Origin of the sequence: Streptomyces sp. NPDC093221, assembly GCF_044753885.1 — a bacterium.
Lineage (GTDB): Bacteria > Actinomycetota > Actinomycetes > Streptomycetales > Streptomycetaceae > Actinacidiphila.
Map to the genome: position 1 here is coordinate 61,390 of NZ_JBIVOA010000013.1, position 7,206 is coordinate 68,595.

Sequence of the window (7,206 nt, forward strand, 5' to 3'; positions counted from 1 at the left end):
CTCCCTATGACTGCCACGCCCCCACCCGCGCTCACCGACCTGCTGCACGCCGCCGTCACCGCCGTCGGAGGTGTCGAGCGGGCCGGTCAGGTCACCATGGCCCAAGCCGTCGAGGCCGCCGTGGACGACCAGTCCCATCTGCTCGTCCAGGCCGGTACCGGCACCGGAAAATCGCTCGGCTATCTGGTGCCCGCGCTCGCCCACGGCGAGCGTGTGGTGGTGGCCACCGCCACCCTCGCGCTCCAGCGCCAGCTCGTCGAGCGCGACCTGCCGCGCACCGTCGACGCGCTGAAGCCGCTGCTGCGCCGTGAGCCGCAGTACGCGATGCTCAAGGGCCGCTCCAACTACCTGTGCCTGCACCGCCTGCACGAGGGCGTGCCGCAGGACGAGGAGGACGGTCTCTTCGACCCCTTCGAGGCCGCCGCGCCGACCAGCAAGCTCGGCCAGGACCTGCTGCGGCTGCGCGACTGGGCCGACGAGACCGAGACCGGCGACCGGGACGGCCTCACCCCCGGCGTCTCCGACCGCGCCTGGAGCCAGGTGTCGGTCACCTCGCGCGAGTGTCTGGGCGCCACCAAGTGCGCCTACGGCGCCGAGTGCTTCGCCGAGGCCGCCCGTGAGCGCGCCAAACTGGCCGACGTGGTGGTCACCAACCACGCGCTGCTGGCGATCGACGCCATCGAGGGCGCCCCGGTGCTGCCGGGCCACGAGGTCCTGATCATCGACGAGGCGCACGAACTGGTCTCCCGCGTCACCGGGGTCGCCACCGGCGAGCTGTCCCCGGGCGCCGTCAACCGCGCGGTCAAGCGCGCGTCCCGGCTGGTCAACGAGAAGGCCGCGGACGCCCTGCTCACCGCGGCCGAGGGCTTCGAGCGCGTGATGGAGCTGGCCCTGCCGGGACGCCTGGAGGAGATCCCCGAGGATCTGGGGTACGTCCTCGCGGCGCTGCGCGACGCCTGCCGCCAGGTCATCACCGCCATCGGCGACACCCGCGACAAGTCCGTGCAGGACGAGGACGCGGTCCGCAAGCAGGCGCTCGCCGCGGTGGAGCACATCCACGGGGTCAGCGAGCGGCTGGTGCTCGGCTCCGAATTCGACGTGGTGTGGTGCGAGCGGCACGACCGGTACGGGGCCTCGCTGCGGGTCGCCCCCCTGAGCGTGTCCGGACTGCTGCGCGAGAAGCTCTTCACCGAGCGCTCGGTGGTGCTCACCTCCGCCACCCTCAAGCTGGGCGGCGACTTCAACGGGGTGGCCGCCTCACTCGGCCTGGCCCCCGAGGGCACCGAGGGCGAGGACGTCCCGCAGTGGAAGGGCATCGACGTCGGCTCGCCCTTCGACTACCGCAAGCAGGGCATCCTCTACGTCGCCAGGCACCTCAACCAGCCGGGCAGGGACAGCAACCGCGAGGACATGCTCGACGAACTCGCCGAGCTGATCGAGGCGGCCGGCGGCCGTACCCTCGGGCTGTTCTCGTCCATGCGCGGCGCCCAGGCCGCCGCGGAGGCCATGCGGGGCCGCCTGGACCACCCGGTGCTGCTCCAGGGCGAGGAGACGCTCGGTGAGCTGATCCGTACGTTCTCGCAGGACGCCAAGACGTGTCTGTTCGGGACGCTCTCGCTGTGGCAGGGCGTCGATGTGCCGGGTGTGAACTGCCAGTTGGTGGTGATGGACCGGATCCCGTTCCCGCGGCCCGACGACCCGCTCATGAGCGCCCGGCAGAAGTCGGTCGAGGAGCACGGCGGCAACGGCTTCATGGCCGTGGCCGCCACCCACGCGGCCCTGTTGATGGCACAGGGCGCGGGACGGCTGATCCGGGCCATGGGCGACCGCGGCGTGGTCGCCGTACTCGATCCACGGCTGGCCAACGCCCGCTACGGCAGCTTCCTGCGGTCCTCCATGCCCGACCTCTGGTACACCACCGACCGCAATCAGGTCCGGCGTTCTCTGGCGGCGATCGACGCGGCGGCGACGGCGGCGGTCGTCGGCTGACAGGGCAGGGACAGGGCAGGGACGGGACGGGGACAGGGCAGGGACGGGACGGGGACAGGGCAGGGACGGGACGGGGACAGGGCAGGGAAAGGGCGGGGACAGGGCCGACCGGAGCGGGGCTTCAGCTGGCGGCTGACAGGGGAGTCGTACGGCTCAGTCGACAGGAGGACGGCCGCTCAGCGGGCATGGCGGGGCCCCGGAACCGGCGCAGAGGTCCCGGGGCCCGTTCGTTGGGGTCGGTCAGACCCGGCGGAGCACCGCCACCACCTTGCCGAGGATCGTCGCCTCGTCGCCGGGGATGGGCTGGTACGCCGCATTGTGCGGAAGCAGCCACACATGGCCGTTGTCCCGCTTGAAGCGCTTCACCGTGGCTTCGCCGTCCAGCATCGCGGCGACGATGTCCCCGTTCTCCGCGACGGGCTGACGGCGTACCGTCACCCAGTCGCCGTCGCAGATCGCCGCCTCGATCATCGAGTCGCCGACCACCTTGAGCACGAACAGCTCGCCGTCGCCGACCAGTTGGCGGGGGAGCGGGAAGACGTCCTCGACCGACTCCTCGGCGAGGATCGGGCCGCCCGCCGCGATCCGGCCGACGAGCGGCACATACGAGGCGGAGGGCTTGCCCGCCGTGTCGGTGGGCTGCGGGTGGCCGCCGTCGGAGCCGCGGACCTCGTACGCGCGGGGACGGTGCGGGTCGCGGCGCAGGAAGCCCTTGCGCTCCAGGGCCATGAGCTGGTGGGCCACCGAGGACGTGCTGGACAGGCCGACGGCCTGGCCGATCTCGCGCATGGACGGCGGATATCCGCGACGCTGCACGGAGTCCCTGATGACCTCGATGACGCGGCGCTGCCGCTCGGTGAGCCCGGAGCTGTCGGCACGAATACCGGGGGGCCGCCCGGGGAGCGATCGTGCGGGCTTCGGGCTGTTGTCTTCGCCTGTCACGTCCAACGGGCCGATCCGATCCTGGGAGCGGTCATGGGCGGTCAATGTGGCGCTGTCTGCGGTGGTGGTCACGGCGGCCCCTTTTCGATGTTCTCCCACCGCATGGACTGCGGCCGGCCCGCTTCGCAGTCGCGGGCAGTTAGTACAACGGTAGTGGGTTTCGAAAGGTTGCGCCAAACACACGTTCGAGTGAATCTGCGTAAATCCGCTGACGTGATCAAGGTATCGGGTGTATTGGTCGAATGGAAGTTCGATTATCCACGGCCTGCCGAGCGTCCCGGGGGCTCCGTGCGGCTCAGTCTGCCACCCGTGCCCCGGCGGCGGGCCGTCACGACACTTCCCCTAGGCTCGCCTCCGGCCGCAAGCGCGACACGCGGAGCGGCGGTGTTTGCCCGCCGCCCCCAGATCTAGTGGTTGTATATGCACCAGCCACCACCCGTAGTGGTTTCGCGGGGGGCCGGCGGCCGCAAACTCCGCGGGATCGCCTATGCTTGGGACTGCTTCGAGGGGTCGGCAAGGCCCCCCGAAGGCCATTTTGTCGTGCGCTCACCGCGGGTGAGGAAGGGAGCCGGGAACCATGCACTGCCCCTTCTGCAAGCACCCCGACAGCCGCGTCGTCGACAGCCGCACCACCGATGACGGCACCTCGATCCGCCGCCGTCGGCAGTGCCCGGACTGCGGTCGCCGTTTCACCACGGTCGAGACCGCGTCACTGATGGTCATCAAGCGCAGCGGAGTGACCGAGCCCTTCAGCCGCAGCAAGGTGATCGCGGGCGTGCGCAAGGCATGCCAGGGCCGCCCCGTCACCGAGGACGCCCTCGCCCAGCTCGGGCAGCGCGTCGAGGAGGCGGTCAGGGCCACCGGCAGCGCCGAGCTGTCGACCCACGACGTGGGACTGGCCATACTCGGTCCGCTTCAGGACCTCGACCTGGTCGCGTTTCTGCGCTTCGCCTCGGTCTACCGGGCGTTCGACTCGCTCGAGGACTTCGAGACGGCCATCACGGAGCTGCGCGAGCAGCTGCCACCCACCACTCCCGGCGGGCTCGACGAGGACCTCGGAGTCCCCGCGCCCGCAGTCGCCGCCGACTGAGCGGAACGGCGGGGACCCACAGATTTGCCGGAGCGCCAGGTGCGCCGAGGCGGCAGACATCACCGTGTTGCGGGAAGATCCGCGCACATTAGGGCGTTTTCGCCCGTATAGGGAGGCGGAATGACAGAGACGACGAGCGGCCCGGCACGCGGTTCCCGTACCAAGGGATCCAAGGCGAGCAAGGGTCTGCGCATCGAGCGCATCCACACCACCCCCGGCGTGCATCCGTACGACGAAGTGGTCTGGGAGCACCGTGACGTCGTCATGACCAATTGGCGCGACGGCTCGATCAACTTCGAGCAGCGTGGCGTCGAGTTCCCCGACTCCTGGTCGGTGAACGCGGTCAACATCGTCACCAGCAAGTACTTCCGCGGCGCGGTGGGCAGCCCCAAGCGCGAGAAGAGCCTGAAGCAGCTCATCGACCGAGTGGTGCTCACCTACCGCAAGGCGGGCGAGGACCACGGATACTTCGCCTCCCCCGCGGACGCCGAGATCTTCGAGCACGAGCTGACCTACGCGCTGCTGCACCAGGTGTTCAGCTTCAACTCCCCGGTGTGGTTCAACGTCGGCACCGCTCAGCCCCAGCAGGTCTCCGCCTGCTTCATCCTGTCCGTCGACGACTCCATGGAGTCGATTCTCGACTGGTACAAGGAAGAGGGCATGATCTTCAAGGGCGGTTCCGGCGCCGGCCTGAACCTCTCCCGGATCCGCTCCTCCAAGGAACTCCTCTCCTCCGGCGGCAACGCCTCGGGACCGGTCTCCTTCATGCGCGGCGCGGACGCCTCCGCGGGCACCATCAAGTCGGGCGGCGCCACGCGCCGCGCCGCCAAGATGGTCGTCCTGGACGTCGATCACCCCGACGTCGAGGCGTTCATCGAGACCAAGGTCAAGGAAGAAGAGAAGATCCGCGCCCTGCGCGACGCGGGCTTCGACATGGACCTGGGCGGCGACGACATCACGTCGGTGCAGTACCAGAACGCCAACAACTCCGTCCGTGTGAACGACGAGTTCATGAAGGCGTACGAGTCCGGCTCGAAGTTCGGGCTGCGCGCCCGGATGACCGGTGAGGTCATCGAGGAGGTCGACGCCAAGGCGCTCTTCCGCAAGCTCGCCGAGGCCGCGTGGGCCTGCGCCGACCCGGGCATCCAGTACGACGACACGATCAACCGCTGGCACACCTCGCCGGAGACGGGCCGGATCACCGCCTCGAACCCGTGCAGCGAGTACATGCACCTCGACAACTCGAGCTGCAACCTCGCCTCGCTCAACCTCATGAAGTTCCTGCGCGACGACGGCAAGGGCAACCAGTCCTTCGACGCCGAGAGCTTCGCCAAGGTCGTCGAGCTGGTCATCACCGCGATGGACATCTCCATCTGCTTCGCCGACTTCCCGACCCAGAAGATCGGCGAGACCACCCGAGCCTTCCGCCAGCTCGGCATCGGCTACGCCAACCTCGGCGCGCTGCTGATGGCGACCGGCCACGCGTACGACTCCGACGGCGGTCGCGGCCTCGCCGGTGCCATCACCTCGCTGATGACCGGCACTTCCTACAAGCGCTCCGCCGAACTGGCCTCGGTCGTCGGCGCGTACGAGGGCTACGCCCGCAACGCGGACGCCCACAAGCGCGTCATGAAGCAGCACTCCGACGCCAATGGCGCCGCCACCCGCGTGGACGACCTGGACACCCCCGTCTGGGCCGCGGCCACCGAGGCATGGCAGGACGTCGTCCGGCTGGGCGAGAAGAACGGTTTCCGTAACGCGCAGGCGTCGGTGCTCGCGCCGACCGGCACCATCGGCCTGATGATGGACTGCGACACCACGGGCGTCGAGCCGGACCTGGCCTTGGTCAAGTTCAAGAAGCTCGTCGGCGGCGGCTCGATGCAGATCGTCAACAACACGGTGCCCGCGGCCCTCAAGCGGCTCGGATACCAGGCCGAGCAGGTCGAGGCGATCGTCGCCCACATCGCCGAGCAGGGCAATGTGATCGACGCCCCGGGTCTGAAGCCCGAGCACTACTCGGTCTTCGACTGCGCCATGGGTGAGCGCGCGATCTCCGCCATGGGTCACGTACGGATGATGGCGGCCGCCCAGCCGTTCCTGTCGGGAGCGATCTCCAAGACGGTCAACCTGCCGGAGACGGCGACCGTCGAAGAGGTCGAGGAGGTCTACTTCGAGGGCTGGAAGCTCGGCCTGAAGGCGCTCGCGATCTACCGCGACAACTGCAAGGTCGGCCAGCCCCTCTCGGCCAAGAAGAAGGACGAGAAGCCGGCCGAGGCCGCCGCCGAGGCGCCCGCCGCAGTCGAGAAGGTCGTCGAGTACCGTCCGGTCCGCAAGCGCCTGCCCAAGGGCCGTCCCGGCATCACCACGTCCTTCACGGTCGGCGGCGCCGAGGGCTACATGACGGCGAACTCCTACCCGGACGACGGCCTCGGCGAGGTCTTCCTCAAGATGTCCAAGCAGGGCTCCACCCTCGCGGGCATGATGGACGCCTTCTCCATCGCCGTCTCGGTGGGCATGCAGTACGGCGTCCCGCTGGAGACCTACGTCTCGAAGTTCACCAACATGCGCTTCGAGCCCGCCGGTCTCACCGACGACCCGGACGTACGGATGGCGCAGTCGATCGTCGACTACATTTTCCGCCGCCTGGCGCTGGACTTCCTGCCCTTCGAGACCCGCTCCGCGCTGGGCATCCACTCCGCGCCCGAGCGGCAGCGCCACCTGGACACCGGCTCCTACGAGGCCGCCGAGGAAGAGGTCGACGTCGAAGGCCTGGCGCAGTCCGCGCCGCGCGAGGTCCGCGAGGCAGAACCCCGTAAGCCGCTGGCCGTGGCCAAGCCCGAAGCGGGTGCGGCGGCGGTACCGGCGCCCAAGGAAGCGCACAACTCCACGGAACTGCTGGAGATCCAGCTCGGCCTCAACGCCGACGCGCCGCTGTGCTTCTCCTGCGGCACCAAGATGCGTCGCGCGGGGAGCTGCTACCTGTGCGAGGGCTGCGGATCGACGAGCGGTTGTAGCTGACATCCGGGCGCGGCCCGTTTGTTGAACTGACTGGTCAGGGCGGTGGGGGCCGGGGGGCCCCGGGGCCCCCCCCCCCCGCCGGCCCCCCCGGGCCCCCCCCCCCGGGCGCCCCCCCCCCCGGGCCCGGGGCCGCCGGGACCCCCCCACCAAGGGGCGGGGGGGGGGGT

General features: G+C 69.9%; 4 protein-coding genes. 3 read left to right on the forward strand and 1 reads right to left on the reverse strand.

What is annotated here, in order from left to right:
- Positions 1-6 precede the first annotated feature (6 nt).
- The gene (locus ACIQCJ_RS33745) at positions 7-1,989 is read left to right on the forward strand and encodes an ATP-dependent DNA helicase (RefSeq protein WP_355338224.1); all 1,983 of its coding nucleotides are present in this window, start codon (positions 7-9) and stop codon (positions 1,987-1,989) included.
- 240 nt (positions 1,990-2,229) lie between these two features.
- Here the strand turns inward: ACIQCJ_RS33745 and lexA are convergent, their stop codons facing one another.
- On the reverse strand, positions 2,230-3,003 hold the full coding sequence (gene lexA, locus ACIQCJ_RS33750; RefSeq protein WP_355338227.1) for a transcriptional repressor LexA: 774 nt from the start codon (positions 3,001-3,003) through the stop codon (positions 2,230-2,232).
- Between the two features lie 505 nt (positions 3,004-3,508).
- Between lexA and nrdR the strand changes: the two genes are divergently transcribed.
- A complete protein-coding gene (gene nrdR, locus ACIQCJ_RS33755; RefSeq protein ID WP_391052211.1) occupies positions 3,509-4,021 on the forward strand; it encodes a transcriptional regulator NrdR in 513 nt (170 codons plus the stop codon).
- Positions 4,022-4,141: 120 nt separating this feature from the next.
- The gene (locus ACIQCJ_RS33760) at positions 4,142-7,039 is read left to right on the forward strand and encodes a vitamin B12-dependent ribonucleotide reductase (RefSeq protein WP_355338233.1); all 2,898 of its coding nucleotides are present in this window, start codon (positions 4,142-4,144) and stop codon (positions 7,037-7,039) included.
- Positions 7,040-7,206: the final 167 nt, after the last annotated feature.

Bases quoted from the DNA above. Each gene is read 5' to 3' on its own strand.
- ACIQCJ_RS33745 (WP_355338224.1), top strand. From the start codon at position 7: ATGACTGCCACGCCCCCACCCGCGCTCACCGACCTGCTGCACGCCGCC.
- nrdR (WP_391052211.1), top strand. From the start codon at position 3,509: ATGCACTGCCCCTTCTGCAAGCACCCCGACAGCCGCGTCGTCGACAGC.
- ACIQCJ_RS33760 (WP_355338233.1), top strand. From the start codon at position 4,142: ATGACAGAGACGACGAGCGGCCCGGCACGCGGTTCCCGTACCAAGGGA.